Source organism: Kitasatospora sp. NPDC094015, assembly GCF_040304075.1.
Classification (GTDB): Bacteria; Actinomycetota; Actinomycetes; order Streptomycetales; family Streptomycetaceae; genus Kitasatospora.
In genome coordinates, this window is sequence record NZ_JBEOUL010000058.1 from 1 (window position 1) to 17,487 (window position 17,487).

Annotated in this window: 11 protein-coding genes; 2 read left to right on the forward strand and 9 right to left on the reverse strand. The window is 71.1% G+C overall.

Translation table 11 applies throughout. From position 1 onward, the window contains the following. Positions 1-163: 163 nt before the first annotated feature. From ABT014_RS33555 to eccD, 9 genes are all read right to left on the reverse strand, one after another. Entirely contained in the window at positions 164-1,849 is a 1,686-nt protein-coding gene (locus ABT014_RS33555) for a ribonuclease J (RefSeq protein ID WP_350643469.1), read from the reverse strand. Positions 1,850-2,021: 172 nt separating this feature from the next. Then, positions 2,022-2,921, reverse strand: a complete 900-nt coding sequence (gene dapA, locus ABT014_RS33560; protein ID WP_350643471.1) for a 4-hydroxy-tetrahydrodipicolinate synthase — start codon at positions 2,919-2,921, stop codon at positions 2,022-2,024. A 239-nt stretch (positions 2,922-3,160) separates the two neighbouring features. Continuing rightward, the gene (gene thyX, locus ABT014_RS33565) at positions 3,161-3,895 is read right to left on the reverse strand and encodes an FAD-dependent thymidylate synthase (protein WP_350643473.1); all 735 of its coding nucleotides are present in this window, start codon (positions 3,893-3,895) and stop codon (positions 3,161-3,163) included. A 49-nt stretch (positions 3,896-3,944) separates the two neighbouring features. Beyond that, on the reverse strand, positions 3,945-4,385 hold the full coding sequence (locus tag ABT014_RS33570; RefSeq protein ID WP_350643475.1) for a tetratricopeptide repeat protein: 441 nt from the start codon (positions 4,383-4,385) through the stop codon (positions 3,945-3,947). 7 nt (positions 4,386-4,392) lie between these two features. Next, complete coding sequence (gene dapB / locus ABT014_RS33575; protein ID WP_350643477.1) at positions 4,393-5,139, reverse strand: 4-hydroxy-tetrahydrodipicolinate reductase; 747 nt, start codon at positions 5,137-5,139, stop codon at positions 4,393-4,395. Positions 5,140-5,153: 14 nt separating this feature from the next. Further along, complete coding sequence (locus ABT014_RS33580; RefSeq protein WP_350643479.1) at positions 5,154-6,506, reverse strand: M16 family metallopeptidase; 1,353 nt, start codon at positions 6,504-6,506, stop codon at positions 5,154-5,156. 91 nt (positions 6,507-6,597) lie between these two features. Then, entirely contained in the window at positions 6,598-8,805 is a 2,208-nt protein-coding gene (locus ABT014_RS33585; protein ID WP_350643481.1) for a polyribonucleotide nucleotidyltransferase, read from the reverse strand. A 422-nt stretch (positions 8,806-9,227) separates the two neighbouring features. Then, positions 9,228-9,518: a 30S ribosomal protein S15 gene (gene rpsO / locus ABT014_RS33590; protein WP_350643483.1), complete on the reverse strand. Its 291-nt coding sequence runs from the start codon at positions 9,516-9,518 to the stop codon at positions 9,228-9,230. Positions 9,519-9,661: 143 nt separating this feature from the next. After that, positions 9,662-11,116 carry a type VII secretion integral membrane protein EccD gene (gene eccD / locus ABT014_RS33595; protein WP_350643485.1) on the reverse strand — a complete coding sequence of 485 codons (1,455 nt, stop codon included), beginning with the start codon at positions 11,114-11,116 and terminating at the stop codon, positions 9,662-9,664. Positions 11,117-11,523: 407 nt separating this feature from the next. On the opposite strand from eccD, the gene eccCa reads away from it, so the two are divergent. Further along, positions 11,524-15,477 carry a type VII secretion protein EccCa gene (gene eccCa, locus ABT014_RS33600; RefSeq protein ID WP_350643487.1) on the forward strand — a complete coding sequence of 1,318 codons (3,954 nt, stop codon included), beginning with the start codon at positions 11,524-11,526 and terminating at the stop codon, positions 15,475-15,477. Between the two features lie 477 nt (positions 15,478-15,954). Beyond that, on the forward strand, positions 15,955-17,364 hold the full coding sequence (locus tag ABT014_RS33605; protein WP_350643489.1) for an APC family permease: 1,410 nt from the start codon (positions 15,955-15,957) through the stop codon (positions 17,362-17,364). Positions 17,365-17,487 lie beyond the last annotated feature (123 nt).

Sequence of the window (17,487 nt, forward strand, 5' to 3'; positions counted from 1 at the left end):
CTTTCGGCGCTCCCGAACTCTAGCAGAGTTTTTCGGGCCGTTTTCCCGGGCTCCGATTCGAATTCATCTCCGAACCCGAACGGCAGCGGGGCAACTCGGAGAACACTACGCTCCGAGCTGCCCCGCGTCAAACCGGGTCGTGCGCGCCCCGTGGGGCCGGCCGTCAGACCTCGACGACCACCGGGAGGATCATCGGCCGGCGGCGGTAGTTGTCCGCAACCCACTTGCCGATGGTCCGCCGGACCAGCTGCTGCACCTGGCGGACCTCCAGCACGCCGTCACTGGCGGAGCGGCTGAGCGCCTCCTCCAGCTTGGCGACCACCGGGGCGAAGGCACCGTCGTCGATGCCGGAACCGCGGGCCTGGATGGTCGGGCCGCTCACCATCTTGCCGTTGGTGGAGTCGACCACCACGAAGACGGAGATGAAGCCCTCCTCGCCGAGGATGCGCCGGTCCTTCAGCGAGGCCTCGGTGACGTCGCCGACCGAGGAGCCGTCGACGTAGACGTAGCCGGCCTGCACCTTGCCGACGATCTTCGCGACGCCGTTCTCCAGGTCGACGCAGACGCCGTCCTCGGCGATGACCGTGCGCTCCTTCGGCACCCCGGTCTTGATCGCGAGGTCCGCGCAGGCCCGCAGGTGGCGCCACTCGCCGTGCACCGGCATCAGGTTGCGCGGCTTGCAGATGTTGAAGAAGTAGAGCAGCTCGCCGGCCGAGGCGTGGCCCGAGACGTGCACCTTGGCGTTGCCCTTGTGCACGACGTTGGCGCCCCAGCGGGTCAGGCCGTTGATCACGCGGTAGATCGCGGTCTCGTTGCCGGGGATCAGCGAGGAGGCCAGGACGACGGTGTCGCCCTCGACGATCCGGATCTGGTGGTCCCGGTTGGCCATCCGCGACAGCGCCGCCATCGGCTCGCCCTGGGAGCCGGTACAGACCAGCACCACCTTGTCGGCGGGCAGATCGTCCAGCGTCTTGACGTCGACGACCAGGTTGCCGGGGACCTTCAGGTAGCCCAGGTCGCGGGCGATGCCCATGTTGCGGACCATCGAGCGGCCGACGAAGGCGACCTTGCGCTTGTGCTCGTGCGCGGCGTCCAGCACCTGCTGGATGCGGTGCACGTGGCTCGCGAACGAGGCCACGATGATGCGCTTCTCGGCGCTGGCGAAGACGTTGCGCAGCGCGGCGGAGATGTCGCGCTCGTGCGGGATGAAGCCGGGGACCTCGGCGTTGGTGGAGTCCACCAGCAGCAGGTCCATGCCCTCCTCGGCCAGCTTGGCGAAGGTCGGCAGGTCGGTGAGGCGACCGTCCAGCGGCAGCTGGTCCATCTTGAAGTCACCGGTGGCGACGACCATGCCGGCCGGGGTGCGCACGGCGACCGCGAGGGCGTCCGGGATGGAGTGGTTGACGGCGATGAACTCGCAGTCGAACGGGCCGATGCGCTCACGCTCGCCCTCCGCCACCTCCAGCACGTACGGGCGGATCCGGTGCTCGGCGAGCTTGGCCTCGATCAGCGCGAGGGTGAGCTTCGAGCCGATCAGGGGGATGTCCGGGTTCTCCCGGAGCAGGTAGGGGACGGCGCCGATGTGGTCCTCGTGCCCGTGGGTGAGGACGATGCCGTCGACCTTGTCGAGCCGGTCCCGGATGTAGCTGAAGTCCGGGAGGATCAGGTCGATGCCGGGCTGCTCGTCCTCGGGGAAGAGCACCCCGCAGTCGATGATCAGGATCCGGCCGCCGTGCTCCAGCACGGTCATGTTGCGGCCGATCTCGCCGAGGCCGCCGAGCGGGGTGATCCGCAGGGCGCCGGGCTTGAGTGCGGGGGGCGCGCCGAGTTCGGGGTGCGGGTGGCTCAAAAGACTCTCCTTACGACGCACGCCACATGTCCGGGTCCGCCCCTGGCGACATATGGCGTGCGTCCATCGTTGGTTTCCTACTTGCCAGGCATCTGTGCCTCCGCGCCTTCGATCCGGTCCAGCGGCGGGCCTTGGGGGCCCGGCGATCCGGGGGCGCGCACGTCGTCGTCTGTTACAGGTGTACCCCGCCGGCGGCCAGATCCTGCTTCAGGACGGCAATCTCCTCGTCCGTGGCGGTGATCAGGGGCAGGCGGAGGGGCCCGGCCGGGTGGCCCTGGAGGTTCAGTGCGGCCTTGCTGAGGATCACGCCCTGGGTGCGGAACATGCCGCTGAAGACGGGCAGCAGGCCCTGGTGGATCGCGAGCGCCTTCGCGGCGTCACCGGAGGTGAACGCGTCGATCATGCTCCGCATCTCGGCGGCCGCCACGTGCGCGACCACGCTGACCACGCCGACGGCTCCGACCGAGAGCAGCGGCAGGGTCAGCACGTCGTCGCCCGAGTACCAGGCCAGGCCGGAGCGGGCGATCGCCCAGGAGGCGGCGCCGACGTCGCCCTTGGCGTCCTTGTTGGCGACGATCCGCGGGTGCTCGCCGAGCCGGACCAGCGTCTCGTGGCCGAGCGCGACCCCGCTGCGGCCCGGGATGTCGTACAGCATCACCGGCAGCCCGGTGGCGTCCGCGACGGCGACGGTGTGCCGGTACAGGCCCTCCTGCGGGGGCTTGCTGTAGTACGGCGTGACGGCCAGCAGGCCGTGGGCGCCGGCGGCCTCGGCCTGCCGGGCGAGCTCGACGCTGTGGTGGGTGTCGTTGGTGCCGACGCCGGAGATCACGTGCGCCCGGTCCCCCACCGCCTCCACCACGGCGCGGACCAGCTCGGCCTTCTCGGCGTCGCTGGTGGTCGGGGACTCGCCGGTGGTGCCGTTGAGCACCAGGCCGTCGTTGCCGGCGTCGACGAGGTGCGCGGCGAGCCGCTGCGCACCGTCGAGGTCGAGGGCGCCGTCCGCGGTGAACGGCGTCACCATCGCGGTCAGTACCCGGCCGAACGGCGTCTGGGGGGTGGAGGTCGGAGCCATGGGTCCAAAGCTACTCGTAGGCCCCCGGGGGGCAGTCATGCCGGTCCACTGTTCGGACATCCGGGCGGCTGCCGGTGGGGGCGCGGACGGGTCGGGGGGCCGTCGCACAGTGGGATTCCGGTGCTGCATGCTCGGGGGTTCATGCAGCACCGGAATCCGTGTCCTGAGCGTAGGGAGCGGGGTGAAAAGCTGCAATCCGGACATGACCGGCAACCCGCCCATATGCCTATCGTCCCAGGTCAGGGGGCGACTCGACCGTGCTTCTCGAAGGCCGCACGGGTGAGCGGCATGAGCTCCGCCCACTTGGCCTCCATCTGCTCGGCGACCATCTCGATCTCGCGCTGCGGGAAGGACGGGACCTTGGCGTTCTCGGCCTTGGTGCGCAGCGAGAGGAAGTGCATCAGCGAGCGGGCGTTGCAGGTCGCGTACATCGAGGAGAACAGGCCAACCGGCAGCACCGCACGGGCCACCTCGCGGGCCACGCCCGCGTCCAGCATCTCCTGGTAGGCGCGGTAGGACGCCTGGTAGGCGGCCTCCATCGAGTCGGCCACCACGGCGTGCTGCTTCTCGGTGCCGTCGACGAACTCGTACCGGCCCGGGCGGCCCTGCTGGACCAGCTTGCGGTCGGCGCCGGGGACGTAGAAGACCGGCTGCAGCTCGCGGTAGCGGCCGCTCTCCTCGTTGTAGGACCAGCCGCTGCGGTGGCGGTGGAACTCGCGGAAGACGAAGATCGGCGCACTGATGAAGAAGGTCATCGAGTTGTGCTCGAAGGGGGTGCCGTGCCGGTCCCGCATCAGGTAGTTGATCAGGCCCTCGGACTTGGCCGGGTCCTGCTGGAGCGCCTCCAGGGACTGCTCGCCCGCCGTCGAGACCCGGGCGGCCCAGATCACGTCGGAGTCGGCGGCGGCGCTGCGGACCAGGTCCACGGTGACGTCGCTGCGGAACTGCGGGTCGGTGCCCACGTCGTCGCTCACGCGAAGATCCTCCAGAGATGGTGCAGGTCGGTGACGGTGGCCAGCCTATCTAGGCCACCGGGTTGAGCTTGATGGCGTGCTGCATGGCCTTGCGGGCGCGCGGCGTGTCGCCGGCGTCGGCGTAGGCCACGGCAAGCCGGAACCAGACCCGCCAGTCGTGCGGGGTCGCCTCGGCCTCGGCCTGCCGGCGGGCGAAGACCTCGTCCGCCGAGGCGCGGTCGATCCGGCCGCCCTCGGTGCGGCGGAGCTCGTCCACCGGCAGGCCGCCCTCGGCCTCCAGCGTGCGGGCGAGCCGCTCGCTGGCCCGGCCGAACCGGAAGACCTGGCGCAGGAACCAGAGCCCGAGCGCGGGTATCACGAAGGCGCACAGGCCGAGGCCGATGCCCAGCGGTTCGCCGGTGGCGATCAGCTGGACGCCTTCGAGCACGCAGAGCAGGGCGACCACCACGAGGGCCGCGGAGAGTACGAGGAAACCGGTGCGCGAGGTCATCGGGGTCTCACAGGTCCAGGAAGTGTTCGAGGCCGAGGGTGAGGCCGGGGCGGTCCACCACCGTGCGCACGGCGAGCAGGATGCCCGGCATGAAGGAGCTGTGGTGCAGCGAGTCGTGGCGCAGGGTGAGGGTCTCCCCCGCGTCGCCGAACAGCACCTCCTGGTGGGCCAGCAGGCCGCGCAGCCGGACCGAGTGGACCGGGACGCCGTCCACGTCCGCGCCGCGGGCGCCGGGCAGGCCGTGGGTGGTCGGGTCGGCCTGGCGGGGCAGGCCGGCCTTGTCCCGGGCGGCCGCGATCAGCTGGGCGGTGCGGGTGGCGGTGCCGGAGGGCGCGTCGGCCTTGCGGTCGTGGTGCAGCTCGATCACCTCGACCGTCTCGAAGTACTTGGCCGCCTGCTGGGCGAACTGCATGGCGAGCACGGCGCCGATGGAGAAGTTCGGGGCGACCAGCAGGCCGGTCCGGGGGCTCTCCTCGAGCAGTCCGCGGACGGTGGCCAGCCGCTCCTCGGTCCAGCCGGTGGTGCCGGTGACCACGTGGATGCCCTGGCGCAGGCAGAAGCCGAGGTTGCCCATCACCGCGTCCGGGTGGGTCAGCTCGACGACCACCTCGGCGCCGGCGGCGGTGAGCTCGGTGAGCTCGGAGCCGCGGCCGAGGGCGGCGACCAGCTCCAGGTCCGGGGCGGCCTCGACGGCCTTGACGGCCTCGGAGCCGATCCGGCCCTTGGCGCCGATCACGGCGACACGCAACGTCATCTCTGGGGGTCCCTTCAGGCCAGCAGGTCGGCGAGCTTGGCGGCCCGCTTGTCGTTGATCGGGCCGATCAGCGCGAGCGAGGGGCGGTGCGCGCCCAGCACGTCGCGGGCCACCGCGTGGACGTCGTCCAGGGTGACGGAGGCGATCTTCTCCAGCATCTCGTCCACCGAGAGGTGGTGGCCGTAGCTGATCTCGGCCTTGCCGATCCGGTTCATCAGCGAGCCGGTGTCCTCCATGCCGAGCACGGTGGAGCCGGAGAGCTGGCCGATCGCGCGGCGCAGCTCCTCCTCGGTGATGCCCTCCTCGATCACCCGGGCGAGTTCGGCCCGGCAGATCTTCAGCACCTCCTCGACCCGCTTGGGCTGGCAGCCGGCGTAGATGCCGAACAGGCCGCTGTCGGCGTACGAGGAGGAGTACGAGTAGACCGAGTAGGCGAGGCCGCGCTTCTCCCGGACCTCCTGGAAGAGCCGCGAGCTCATCCCGCCGCCGAGCGCCGCGTTGAGCACGCCCATCGCCCAGCGGCGCTCGTCGTGCCGGGGCACGCCGGGGACGCCGAGCACCAGGTGGGCCTGTTCGGTCGGTCGGTTGAGGGTCTCGATGCGGCCGGCGGTGCGGGCCGGCTTGACGCCGCGGCGGACCTCGGCGGGGTGGCCCTCGGACTTCGCGAGGACGGCGGTGAAGGCCCGCTCGACCAGCCGGACCACCTTGGCGTGGTCGAGGTTGCCGGCGGCCGCGACGACCAGGTTCTCGGGCTTGTAGCGGCGGCGGTAGAAGCCGGCGATCTGGTCCCGGGTGAGGCCGGTGACGGTCTCCTGGGTGCCGAGGATCGGGCGGCCGAGCGGGCCGCTGCCGTAGATCACCTTGGCGAACAGGTCGTGCACCACGTCGCCCGGGTCGTCCTCGGCCATCGCCATCTCCTCGAGGATGACGCCGCGCTCGGCCTCCACGTCCTCGGGGCGGACCAGCGAGCCGGTGAGCATGTCGCACACCACGTCGATGGCCAGCGGCAGGTCGGTGTCCAGGACCCGCGCGTAGTAGCAGGTGTTCTCCTTGGCGGTGAAGGCGTTCATCTCGCCGCCGACCGCGTCGAGCGCGGCGGAGATCTCCAGCGCGGAGCGCCGGGCGGTGCCCTTGAAGAGCAGGTGCTCCAGGTAGTGGGTGGCGCCGTTGAGGACCGGGGTCTCGTCCCGGGAGCCGACGCCGACCCAGATGCCGAAGGTCGCCGACCGGACCGTGGGCAGGGTCTCGGTGACGACCCGCAGGCCGCCGGGGAGGACGGTGCGGCGCACCGTGCCGGCGCCGTCGACGCCCTTGAGCAGGGTCCGGGTGGTGCCGGGACGCTGCTTCGCTGCCGAGGCCTGAGCCACGGGTGGACCTCCGTAAGGAACTGGGGGGAACAACAGGGTGCGGCCCGCGCGCCGGGTGGCGTGCGGGCCGCAGGGTGGAGCTAGCGCCGCGTCACTCGGACGCGGCCTCGTCGCCCTCTTCGCCCTCGATGACCGGGATCAGCGAGAGCTTGCCGCGGGGGTCGATCTCGGCGATCTCGACCTGGACCTTGGAGCCGACCGCGACGACGTCCTCGACGTTCTCCACGCGCTTGCCACCGGCGAGCTTGCGGATCTGCGAGATGTGCAGCAGGCCGTCCTTGCCCGGCATGAGCGAGACGAACGCGCCGAACGTCGTGGTCTTCACCACGGTGCCCAGGTAGCGCTCGCCGACCTCCGGCATGGTCGGGTTGGCGATCTGGTTGATCGTCGTACGGGCAGCCTCCGCCGAGGGACCGTCGACCGCACCGATGTAGATGGTGCCGTCGTCCTCGATGGTGATGTCCGCGCCGGTGTCCTCCTGGATCTGGTTGATCATCTTGCCCTTGGGGCCGATGACCTCACCGATCTTGTCCACCGGGATCTTGATGGTGATGATGCGCGGCGCGTTCGGCGACATCTCGTCGGGCGCGTCGATGGCCTCGTTCATCACGTCGAGGATGTGCAGGCGGGCGTCCTTGGCCTGCTTGAGCGCGGCGGCCAGGACGGAGGCCGGGATGCCGTTCAGCTTGGTGTCCAGCTGGAGGGCGGTGATGAAGTTGCGGGTACCGGCGACCTTGAAGTCCATGTCGCCGTACGCGTCCTCGGCGCCCAGGATGTCGGTCAGCGTGACGAAGTGCGTCTCGCCGTCGATCTCCTGCGAGATGAGGCCCATCGCGATGCCGGCGACGGCGGCCTTCAGCGGCACACCGGCGTTCAGCAGCGACATGGTGGAGGCGCAGACCGAGCCCATCGAGGTGGAGCCGTTGGAGCTCAGCGCCTCGGAGACCTGGCGGATCGCGTAGGGGAACTCCTCGCGGGTCGGCAGCACGGGCAGGATCGCCCGCTCGGCCAGCGCGCCGTGGCCGATCTCGCGGCGCTTGGGCGAGCCCACGCGGCCGGTCTCGCCGACCGAGTACGGCGGGAAGTTGTAGTTGTGCATGTAGCGGCGACGGGTCTCCGGGGAGAGCGTGTCGAGCTGCTGCTCCATGCGGAGCATGTTGAGGGTGGTGACGCCCAGGATCTGGGTCTCGCCACGCTCGAAGAGGGCCGAGCCGTGCACCCGCGGGATGGCCTCGACCTCGGCGGCCAGGGTGCGGATGTCGGTGACGCCGCGGCCGTCGATGCGGACCTTGTCCTTGATGACGCGCTCGCGGACGATCTTCTTGGTCAGCGCGTTGTAGGCCGCGCCGATCTCCTTCTCGCGGCCCTCGAACTCGGGGAGCAGCTTCTCGGCGGCGATCGCCTTGATGCGGTCGATCTCGTTCTGCCGGTCCTGCTTGCCGGCGATGGTGAGCGCCTTGGCGAGCTCCGGCTTGACGGCGGCGGTCAGCGCGGCGAGGACGTCGTCCTGGTACTCCAGGAAGACCGGGAACTCGCCGGTGGGCTTGGCGGCCTGGGCGGCCAGCTGGGACTGGGCGGCGCAGAGGACCTTGATGAACGGCTTGGCGGCCTCGAGGCCGGCGGCCACGACCTCCTCGGTCGGCGCGTCGGCACCGCCCTCGACCAGCTTGATCGTCTTGGTGGTGGCCTCGGCCTCGACCATCATGATCGCAACGTCGCCGTCCGGCAGCGCGCGGCCGGCCACGACCATGTCGAAGACCGCGTCCTCGAGCTCGCTGTGGGTCGGGAACGCCACCCACTGGCCCTTGATCAGCGCGACGCGGACGCCGCCGATCGGGCCGGAGAACGGCAGGCCGGCCAGCTGGGTGGACGCGGAGGCGGCGTTGATGGCCACCACGTCGTACAGGTGGTCGGGGTTGAGCGCCATGACGGTCACGACGACCTGGATCTCGTTGCGCAGGCCCTTGACGAAGGACGGGCGCAGCGGGCGGTCGATCAGGCGGCAGGTGAGGATCGCGTCCTCGGAGGGCCGGCCCTCGCGACGGAAGAACGAGCCGGGGATCCGGCCCGCGGCGTACATCCGCTCCTCGACGTCCACCGTGAGCGGGAAGAAGTCGAAGTGCTCCTTCGGCTGCTTGGAGGCGCTGGTGGCCGACAGCACCATGGTGTCGTCGTCCAGGTAGGCCACGGCGGAGCCGGCGGCCTGACGGGCCAGCCGGCCGGTCTCGAAGCGGATGGTACGGGTGCCGAAGCTGCCGTTGTCGATGACGGCCTCGGCGTAGAACACGTTCTCTTCCACCTGGAAGATCTCCTCTTTCGTACGTTTCCCGAGGAGCGCCCCTGCGCTTTGCCTACCGATGGCCCGGGCAGTCTGGGCCGGTCTTCGATCGAAGCCTCCGGGCCGTCCGCTGTCGGGACTCCCGGGGGCCACTACCGAGGACCGGCGCCTCTGGCCTGCTGGTAGGTGGTCGCGTGTGGACGCTCCCCTGGTGCGGGCGGCTTCCGTTTGAAGCCAGCGGCCCGCTCTGTGTGGTGCCGGTGCTGCTGCCCCGGTTCTTGCGGCGTGGTGTCGCCGTCCTGACCGGGCATGCCCCTCACCTTACAAATTCACACCCTATCGACCCGGTGATTGCCACGCTTGGGGAAAATCCTCCGGTGCCCTCGGGCGGATGTGCCGAAGGGCGGCTCCCCCGGGAAGGGGAGCCGCCCCACGGTGCGGTCTCAGCGAGCGCCGCCGGCGGCGCCGCGGCGGATGCCGAGGCGGTCGACCAGGGTACGGAAACGCTCGATGTCCTTCTTGGCCAGGTACTGCAGCAGCCGGCGACGCTGGCCGACCAGGATCAGCAGGCCACGACGCGAGTGGTGGTCGTGCTTGTGCAGCTTGAGGTGGCCGGTCAGGTCCGAGATGCGGCGCGACAGCATGGCGACCTGGACCTCGGGGGAGCCCGTGTCGCCCTCCTTCTGACCGAACTCGGCGATGATCTGCTTCTTTACGGCGGCGTCGAGTGCCACTGCAACTCCTTCGAGGTTTTCGCCGAGCGATCCTGGTAGGCGACACAGAATCTGACAGAGCCCGGACTGCCCAAGCGTACCAGCGCCCGCCGGTCACCCCTGACCAGGGGCGGCCGGCGGGCGCCGGGGACGGTGCGGGGCGGTCAGCTGGTGGCGCCGCGGACCAGGGCGTAGATGTTCAGCACGGCCAGTGCGAGCGGCACCAGCGAGATCAGCATCAGGCTGTCGATCATGTCGAGGATACGGCCCCAGAACGGCGAGACGCCCTGCTTGGGGACGATCAGCGCGACCGCGGTGAGCAGCGCGGCGCCGAGCGCGATCGAGGCGGCCAGCCAGATCGTGCGCAGGTCGATCGCAGTCTCGCCGGCCCGCAGCAGGAACATCGGGGTGTTCAGCGAGAGGCCGACGATCAGCAGGCCGAGGCCGGCCAGACCGGCCACGGTCAGGCTGAAGACCTGCGCGGTGTAGCGGAACAGCCGGGCCCGCAGCATGGTCGAGACGCCGAGCGCCAGGGCGAGCAGCTCGCCGAAGGCGCTGTCGCTGAAGCCGAGCACGGCGCAGGCGCCGACCACGGTGGCGGCGCTGCCGGCGACCAGGCCGACCAGCACCTCGTGGCCGCGGCGGGCCTGGTGCGCGATCCGCTCGTACTGGACGGTCTCGGCGTGGTCGGTCTCCTCCGCGAAGGAGGTGCCGCGGGTGCGGGTCTGACCGGGGGCGCTGAAGCCGACCGGGAGCCGGGCGAAGCGGGCGGACAGGGCCGGCAGGAAGCCGACCGCGGCGACCGCGGCGACGCCGGTGACGGCGGCGATGTGGGTGGGCGCGGTGTCGGACAGCAGCACCGCCGCGAACGCGGCCAGGGTGCCGGCGGCCGCGAGGAAGGCGGAGGCGACGAAGACCGAGTCCTTCTCCGGCAGCAGGCCGACCAGCAGCACCGAGACGATCAGCACGGCCACGCAGGCGACCAGGAACTGCAGCCGGCCGGGGCCGTCGCCGCGGTGCGCGACCGCGATGATGCCGGAGCCGGCGATCAGGGTGTGCGGCAGCGCGCCGAGGCCGAGCGCGACCGCGGCGTCGTGGTCGTCGTAGACCCGGGCCCGGACGCCGGCGTACGCGACCAGCACCACGGCGGTGACGCCGGACAGGATGCCGGGCAGGCCGTACATGTCGTGGCTGACGTCGGAGAACCAGAGGGCGAAGCCCAGCAGGGTGAGCAGCACCGTGCCGCCGATCAGGCCGAAGGCCCGCATCAGGTCGGGGCTCCAGAACCGGCGGTCGGCCTCGACGGCCTTGGCGATCGCGTCGGCCACGTCGTCGTAGACCGCCGGCGGCAGCGACTCGGCGAACGGGCGCAGGCTCAGCAGGTCGCCGTCGCGCACCTGCTGGGCGGCCAGCGGCAGACCGCTGTCGAGGACCGTGCCGTCGCGGCGCACCAGGTGGAAGCCCGTGGGCGCCCCGTCCACCTGGGTCTGACCGGAGAGCCGCAGCACCTCGGGGTAGATGTCCGCGAGCGGCACATCCTCCGGCAGGGCGACATCGATCCTGCTGTCCGGCGCCACGACAGTGACCCGGCAGAATCCGGTCGTGGCGTTTCCGCTCACCGGACCTCCCCCTCGTTGACTGTGTCGGTAAGTCAGCTTGGCGCCGCTGACCCGGCCGGTCCGGAACTGACACGGTCCGGCCAAGAGTTGGCGCGGCGTTACCCTACCGGCAGTCCGGCGCGCCCCGCTCGCCGCCCCCTCGCGGTGCTGCCTGCTGACAGTGCGGCAGATGGCGGGTCCGGCAAGGAGGGGAGCACAGTGCGCCCCCGTGGCCGAACGATCCGGGCGGAGCAGTAGGATCGGCCCCTGCGCGAGGCGTACGGGGGCGGTCGAACGCAGTTAACCCCCTTGTAGCGCCTGCGGTCGGCGGAGCGGGGGCGGCGTCATCACACGGGGCGCCCTCACCCGTACGTATCCAGTTGCGTGAGGGCTGATGCCGTGGTGAGCGAGCAGTACGAGGCGGTCGCATGAGCGTGGTAACCGTCAAGCGTCCGGCGCGGGCGTATCCGCCCCCGGTACCGGACGAGCCGGTGGAGCTGGTGGCTCCGCCGGAGCTTCCCCGCGGTGGTGGCGAGGACTGGATGATGTCCTTGCTGCCGCTGCTCGGCATGGGCGGATCGGCGGCCTTCTTCTTCTCGCCGGGCGCCCAGGGGCCGATGAAGATGATGGGCGTCCTGATGGTCGCCTCCACCGCCGGCATGGCGGTGGCGCAGATCGTCAAGGCCCGCAAGGGTGGTAGCGCGGGCACCGCGGACGAGCGGCGCGACTACCTGAAGTACCTGCAGCAGATGCGCCGCCAGGTCCGCCGCACCGCGGAGCACCAGCGCGGCTCGCTGCTGTTCACCCACCCCGAGCCCGACCAGCTCTGGTCGATCGTGGCCGAGGGCCGCCGGCTGTGGGAACGCAGGCCCGGTGACGCGGACTTCGCGCAGATCAGACTGGGGCGCGGACCGCAGCAGCTGTCCACCCCGATCCGGGCGCCGCAGACCGCGCCGATGGACGAGCTGGAGCCGCTGGCGGCCGAGGCGATGGGCACCTTCATCAAGGCCCACGGCACGCTGCAGGACCTGCCGCTGTCGGTGTCGCTGCGCGCCTTCTACCACATCATGGTGTCCGGTGACGCGGACGCCGTGTACGGCAACGTGCGGGCGATGCTGGCCCAGTTGACCACCCTGCACTCGCCCGAGGACCTGATCGTGGCGGTCGCCGCCGCGCCGGGCGCGGTGGACGAGTGGGAGTGGGCGAAGTGGCTGCCGCACACCCAGCACCGCAAGGAGAACGACGGCGCCGGTTCGCGCCGTCTGATCGCCACCGAGCTCGGTGAGCTGGAGGAGCTGCTGGCCGACGAGCTGGCCGGCCGCAAGGGCTTCTCCCGGGACACCGTGCCCTCGCCCGACCAGCCGCACATCGTGGTCATCATGGACGGCGCCGCGGTGCCGCAGGACTCGATCCTCGGCGGTGTCGAGGGCGTGCAGGGCGTCACCGTGCTGGAGGTCGTCCCCGGCGACCTGGACGAGCCCGGCGGCCACCTGATGATCACCGTCGGCAAGGACGAGCTGCTGCTGGAGGCCGCCTCGGGCGCCTCCTACTCCGGCCGGCCCGACGTGCTGTCGATCTGGCAGTCCGAGGCGCTGGCCCGTCAGCTGGCCCCGTTCCGGGTGTCGGCCGGCGGTGACGACGGCGACCCGTCGCTGGTCAGCATGGACTTCACCGAGATGATGAACACCGGTGACCCGGGCTCCTTCGACCCGGCCCGGCACTGGCGGGCGCGGCCGATGCGCGAGAAGCTCCGGGTGCCGCTGGGCGTGGGCACCAACGGCGAGTACGTCTGGCTGGACATCAAGGAAGCCTCGCTGGAGGGCATGGGCCCGCACGGCATGTGCGTCGGCGCGACCGGTTCCGGCAAGTCCGAGGTGCTGCGCACCCTGGTGCTGGCGCTCGCGGTGACGCACTCGTCGGAGATCCTCAACTTCGTCCTCGCCGACTTCAAGGGTGGCGCCACCTTCGCCGGCATGTCGGAGATGCCGCACACCGCCGCGGTGATCACCAACCTGGAGGGCGAAGCCACCCTCATCGACCGCATGCGGGACGCGATCGAGGGCGAGATGAACCGGCGCCAGGAGCTGCTGCGCGCCGCGGGCAACTACGCCAACATCAACGAGTACGAGCGGGCCCGGGCCGCCGGTGCGGCGCTCGACCCGCTGCCCTCGCTGGTCATGATCATCGATGAGTTCTCCGAACTCCTCACCGCCAAGCCGGACTTCATCGATCTGTTCATCCAGATCGGCCGGATCGGCCGTTCGCTGGGTATGCACATGCTGCTCGCCTCCCAGCGCCTGGAGGAGGGCAAGCTGCGCGGCCTGGACACCTTCCTGTCCTACCGCCTGGGCCTGCGCACCTTCTCCGCCGCCGAGTCGCGGGCCGCGATCGGCGTGCCGGACGCGTACCACCTGCCGCCGGTCCCCGGTGTCGGCTACCTCAAGTTCGGTTCCGACGTGATGGAGCGCTTCCGCGCCGCGTACGTGTCCGGCCCCTACCGGCCGCCGGGCCAGCAGCGCAGCGTCGGCGGCACGACCGTCACCGCGCAGCCGGTGCTGTTCACCGCCTCCGAGGTGCCGATCGTCGAGCCGGTGGTCGAGGAGGTGGTCGACGAGGTCGAGGAGATCGACGACTCGCTGCTGGACACCATGCTCGACGTGTTCGTGGCCCGGATGCTCAGCCAGGGCCCGCCGGCCCACCAGGTGTGGCTGCCCCCGCTGGAGGAGGCGCCCAGCGTCGACCAGCTGGTGCCGCCGCTGCAGGCCACCGCGGACCGCGGCCTCACCTCGCCGGAGTACGGCGCGCTGGGGCGCCTCGTGGTGCCGGTCGGCATCGTCGACAAGCCGCGCGACCAGCGCCGCGACGTGCTGTACCAGGACTACTCGGGGGCGGCCGGTCACGGTCTGGTCGTCGGTGGTCCGCGGTCCGGCAAGTCGACGCTGATCCGCACCATGGTCACCGGCTTCGCGGTCACCCACACCCCGGTCGAGACGCAGTTCTACCTGCTCGACTTCGGTGGCGGTGGCTTCGGCGCGCTGGCCGACCTGCCGCACGTCGGCGGGGTGGCCGGGCGACTGGACGTCGAGAAGGTGCGCCGCACGATCAGCGAGGTGCACGGGGTGCTGAACCGCCGGGAGGAGCTCTTCCGGGCCACCGGCATCGACACCATCGCCACCTACCGGACCAGGCGGGCGGCCGGCCAGCTGCCGGACGAGCAGTTCGGCGACGTCTTCCTGATGATCGACGGCTGGCTGACCTTCAAGCAGGAGTTCGAGGTCCTGGAGCCGGTCATCTCCGACATCGCCCAGCGCGGTCTCGGCTACGGCGTCCACGTGATCATCACGGCGGCGCGGTACGCGGAGGTCCGGCCGGCCCTGAAGGACCTGCTGCAGAACCGCACCGAGCTGCGGCTCGGCGACTCGATGGAGTCGGAGATCGACCGCAAGGTGGCGCAGAACGTCCCGGCCGGCGCACCCGGCCGCGGTCTGACCGCCGCCAAGCTGCACTTCCTCAGCGGCCTGCCGCGCCTGGACGGCTCCTCCTCGGTGGAGGACCTCTCGGACGGCACCGCCGACCTGGTCTCCCAGGTCAACGCGGCGTGGGCGGGCCCGCGCGCGCCGCAGGTCCGGATGCTGCCGCAGGTGCTGGACGGCAACTCGCTGCCCAAGGGCTTCGAGCACCCCGAGCTGGGTGTGGCGTTCGCGGTCGACGAGGTCGAGCTGGCGCCGGTGTTCGTCAACTTCGAGTCCGACCCGCTGTTCATCGTCTTCGGTGAGAGCGAGTCGGGTAAGTCGGCGGTGCTCCGGATGCTGATCAAGCAGATCACCGAGCGGTACACCCCGGACCAGGCCGGCATCGTGATCGGCGACTTCCGCCGCTCGCTGCTCGGCGTGGTGCCGCCGGAGTACCTGGTGGAGTACGCGGCGGCGGCCCCGGCCATGACGTCCATCGTGGAGATGCTGCGCGGGGCCTGCTCCCGCCGGCTGCCCGGACCGGACGTCACGCCGGAGCAGCTGCGCAACCGCAGCTGGTACAGCGGCAAGGACATGTTCGTGATCGTGGACGACTACGAGCTGGTCGCCACCGCCTCGGGCAACCCGCTGGCACCGCTGGCGGAGTTCCTGCCGTTCGCCCGCGACATCGGCCTGCGCATGATCATCGCGCGCAGCGCCGGTGGCGCCGGCCGGGCGCTGTTCGAGCCGGTCATGCAGCGGATGCGCGAGCTCGGCGGCCAGGGCGTGCTGCTCTCCGGCGACAAGGGCGAGGGCGCGCTGCTCGGTACGGCCAAGCCGCAGCCGCTGCCGCCCGGCCGGGGCGTCTTCGTCTCGCGCCGGATCACGGCCGGTCAGACCGTGCAGACGGGCTGGCTGCCGGCGCCGTGACGGCGGGGCGCTCGCACCGAGCGACGACGAGGGCCGGATCCCGTACGGGGTCCGGCCCTCGGGCGTTTCCGCTCCGTGGAATGTGCCAGAACGTTACCTAACTTTTTGCCCGGCCCGGCTGCGGTTCCCGTACCCCTCGGGGGCACCGCGGGCGGGCTTGCGGGCAGCTGTGGCACAGGTCGGACGACCGCGATGATTCCTTTGAATCAATGGGACTTACGAAGATTTACCTTTGATTCAAGTGTCGTTCACCGAAGTTAACAAGTCGGACAAAGAAGAAGATTGCCGCAGTCGACCATGGGATCCGATCCGGAGTGCCGATCGGGCAACGGATTCCGAAGCCGATCGACGTTGACGCGCCTGATCCCGTCGGGTTGCATGACGCTCCGGGAGCGACCAGGAAATGACACCGGCCACGCCGTTCGGAGGCGATACCGCTCCCGCCCCCCATCAGCGCCCCAGTCGATCGGACCCCGCATGACCGACACGCTTCCCCCGCAGGTCGTCGCCGCCCCCGAGGCCGGCCCGACCACGGCGGGGACGCCGAAGAAGCTCACCCGTTCGATCGGCGTCGTGGGCGGCACCCTGCTGACGCTCTCCTGCGTCACCCCGGCCTCCTCGCTGTTCGTGCTGGTCCCGGGGCTGTTCCAGTCGCTCGGCACCGCGACCGCGATGTCGATCGCGATCGGCTCGGTGCTCTGCATCGCGGTGGCGTTCTGCTACTCCGAGCTCGGCACGCTGATCCCCAGCGCCGGCGGCGAGTACGCCATGGTCGGCACCCTGGCGGGCCGGTTCTCCGGCTGGCTGGTGTTCATCCAGTCCCTGATCGTGGTGATGATCGTCCCCTCGGTGATCGCCATCGGCACCGCCGACTACCTGGCGCCGATCATGCACGTGGACGCCAAGTGGGCCGGCGCCGCGGTGATGCTGGCGGCCACCGTGGCCGGCCTGCTGGACCTGCGCGCCAACGCCTGGATCACCGGCGTGTTCCTGGTCCTGGAGGTCATCGCGGCCGGCGTGGTGTCGGTGCTGGGCTTCTCCCACAGCGAGCGCGGCGTCGGCTCGATGCTGCACGGCGTGATGGGCGACGGCGCCGGCGGCACCTCCGCGGTCGGCTTCGGCGCGATCCTCGCGGCGATGGGCACGGCACTCTTCGTCACCCAGGGCTTCTCCACCGCGATCTACCTCTCCGAGGAGCTGGAGAACCCGCGCCGCAACGTCGCCCGCACCGTGCTGTGGACCCTCGCCCTGTCGGTCGTGGTCATCCTCGTCCCGGTCGCCGCGATCACCATGGGCGCCCCCGACCTGGACGCGCTGACCGGCGGCGACGTCTCCGCGCTGGTGGCCGGCTGGAGCAACTCCGCCGTCGGCACCTTCATCAGCCTCTGCATCGCGCTGGCCATCATCAACGCCGGCATCGTGATGGTCATCCAGAACTCGCGGGTGCTGTTCGCCTCGGGCCGTGACAAGGCCTGGCCCGAGCCGGTCAACCGGGCCTTCGGCACCCTCAACCGGCACGGCGCCCCCTGGGTCTCCACGCTGGCCGTCGGCATCCCGGGCGCGGTGCTCTGCTTCGTCCCCAACGGCCTGCTCACCAACATCACCGGGGTCGCGGTCGCCGCGCTCTACCTGCTGGTCGCCGTCGCCGCGCTGTTCTCCCGCAGGGGCGCGCACAAGCACGCGCCGGCCTGGCGCCAGCCGCTGTGGCCGGTGCTCCCCGTGCTGCTGATCGTGGTGCTCGGCTACCTGCTCACCCAGCTCGACGTCACCGCCCTGGTGTGGACCGGCGGCATCACCGTCGTGGCCAGCCTGTACTGGCTCCTCTACCTGCGCCCGCGCCAGGACGAGCGCTGGGTGATCACCGTCCCCGAGGACGCGGACGCCTGAGCCCGCCCCCACCACCGACGGGCGGGGGGGCCCCGCCCCCCCCGGGGGGGGGGGGGCCGCCCCCGGGGGGGGGGGGGGCGGGGGGGCCCCCGGGGGGGGGGGGGTTGCCCGCCCCCAACCCAA

Bases quoted from the DNA above. Each gene is read 5' to 3' on its own strand.
- dapA (WP_350643471.1), bottom strand. From the start codon at position 2,921: ATGGCTCCGACCTCCACCCCCCAGACGCCGTTCGGCCGGGTACTGACC.
- ABT014_RS33570 (WP_350643475.1), bottom strand. From the start codon at position 4,385: ATGACCTCGCGCACCGGTTTCCTCGTACTCTCCGCGGCCCTCGTGGTG.
- dapB (WP_350643477.1), bottom strand. From the start codon at position 5,139: ATGACGTTGCGTGTCGCCGTGATCGGCGCCAAGGGCCGGATCGGCTCC.
- eccCa (WP_350643487.1), top strand. From the start codon at position 11,524: ATGAGCGTGGTAACCGTCAAGCGTCCGGCGCGGGCGTATCCGCCCCCG.
- ABT014_RS33605 (WP_350643489.1), top strand. From the start codon at position 15,955: ATGACCGACACGCTTCCCCCGCAGGTCGTCGCCGCCCCCGAGGCCGGC.